Here is a 1,707-nt window from a genome sequence, read left to right on the forward strand (position 1 = left end):
TGTCTCTTATTTTAATGACGTTAAAGTAAAAGATGCCAGCCATGTGGTAGTGTTTAGTGTAATAACCAGTATTGAGCTATTTGAGCAGCAAATCAAAAAGAACCTGGCTGAGGGGCCGGTAGCGTATTATAACCAGTTTATAAAGCCCAAGTCAGAGGATGAAATAAAGTCCTGGATGTCGCATCAGGTATATTTATCGCTGGGGTTCTTTTTAAGTGCTTGTGCTGCCATGGGTATTGACTCTACTCCGATGGAAGGCATTAAAAACGATGAGTATGGTACCATTTTAGGACTGGAAAACTATAGGCCACTGTTTGCGGTAGCCATTGGTTACAGGGATACGGAGGATGCCAACCAGCCCACCTTAAAGCCCAAGTCACGACGGGCCCTGGAAGAGGTGGTTGAGCAGGTCTAAAGGTTGCGTTTGATGAAGCAATGGGCCGGGTGTAAATCAATATTTGCCTTTAAGTCGTAGCCCGTGGCCCATTGTTCATCTACCCTTTATGCAACGGGTTCCCTCAAGATGGTTTTCAGCTTTTCAGGAGCCGTCCTGCGAAAATCTGATAAATAGATCTCGTGATGGAGGCCATTTTTCTTAAAAGTATTTTCCTCAATCAAACCCTGCATTTTTTGAAGCGATTCGGGTTCATTGGCAAAGGGCCCTACATGGAGCATTTGTATACACTGCCCTTCCTTCATTTTGTAAAATTCAACCTTATCTAAAAACTTTAATGGCTTTTTTTCAAGGGTTGCTGCTATGCACTCACGCACTTGTTCCTCTGTAACATACTCTGGCATTCGGATCAATAAACGATACTCCCACTCACTTCTGGGCACTTTCTGAGATGATTCAGTAATGGTAAGTCCTTTATACTTTTCCTCATCAAACCACCACAAACCCTCAAGTTTTGCTACTACAAAGTCTTTCCCCTCATCTTTATAAGCAAACTTTACGGCATATGCGGTGGAATACAGCGCCTGTATCTTTTCAGCAAAAAGGATTCCGGACGGATCGCCCTTTCCGGTAATGGACAGGTAATGTGCTTCCTCCACATGAATAAGCTCAGGTTTGGTTTTGGCTGAATAGTAAGGTTTGTACTTTTTGGTCAGGTCTAATTTTTCCATAGTAATTATTTAAATGTTCGTTTCTAATATTTCAACTCTGCCATTTCCCGGCTTGCTTTGCAATGTCGACAAGCATTTGCCCCTGAGCGGTCATGCGGCCTTCTTTGATCATTCTTTTGGCTCTTTCTATATTAGGTGCGCTCCAGTTACTTCTTTTGCCCTTCCGAGGTGAGAAGGTCAGATAATAGCTTTCCTTGTCTCTCTTTTTACACAAACTGTCTATCCAGCCAAAGCATAAAGCCTCCTCTGTGGCCTCTATCCGGTCGACACTGGTCATTTCACTCTTTTTGTGAAAGAGTATAAGCCACACTGATTTCTCAATTTGACCATTCTGCTCCAGCCAGACTCTCCATTCTTCTCTATCCCTGGCGTAGATAGCCAACTTTCCATCTTTGATTTCCATAGGGTGTTTTTAATTGTTATTAGTCAAAGATAGACTGGGGTTGTGACAGCCCTATGTCAGTAGTTTTTTGGTGAGCGGTAGATTTATTTTTTTGTTTTCAGGCGGATGTTTTTCGTAGAGAGCTCTACGAAATCCCGGGCAGGATTTAGTTATTTTGAAGTACTCACAAAACAAGTCAG

General features: G+C 42.6%; 3 protein-coding genes. 1 reads left to right on the top strand and 2 read right to left on the bottom strand.

All coding sequences use genetic code 11. The features are described 5' to 3' along the window. On the top strand, positions 1-415 hold a 415-nt coding region (locus tag E1163_RS02380; RefSeq protein ID WP_155169077.1), incomplete at its 5' end, for a nitroreductase family protein. 86 nt (positions 416-501) lie between these two features. Here the strand turns inward: E1163_RS02380 and E1163_RS02385 are convergent. After that, the gene (locus E1163_RS02385) at positions 502-1,125 is read right to left on the bottom strand and encodes a GyrI-like domain-containing protein (RefSeq protein WP_155169079.1); all 624 of its coding nucleotides are present in this window, start codon (positions 1,123-1,125) and stop codon (positions 502-504) included. Between the two features lie 31 nt (positions 1,126-1,156). Next, complete coding sequence (locus tag E1163_RS02390; RefSeq protein ID WP_155169081.1) at positions 1,157-1,528, bottom strand: YdeI/OmpD-associated family protein; 372 nt, start codon at positions 1,526-1,528, stop codon at positions 1,157-1,159. Positions 1,529-1,707: the final 179 nt, after the last annotated feature.

The organism is Fulvivirga kasyanovii (genome assembly GCF_009711405.1).
GTDB classification, from domain to species: Bacteria; Bacteroidota; Bacteroidia; order Cytophagales; family Cyclobacteriaceae; genus Fulvivirga; species Fulvivirga kasyanovii.

Coding starts and splice junctions, on each gene's coding strand:
- E1163_RS02385 (WP_155169079.1), bottom strand. CDS start 1,125: ATGGAAAAATTAGACCTGACCAAAAAGTACAAACCTTACTATTCAGCC.
- E1163_RS02390 (WP_155169081.1), bottom strand. CDS start 1,528: ATGGAAATCAAAGATGGAAAGTTGGCTATCTACGCCAGGGATAGAGAA.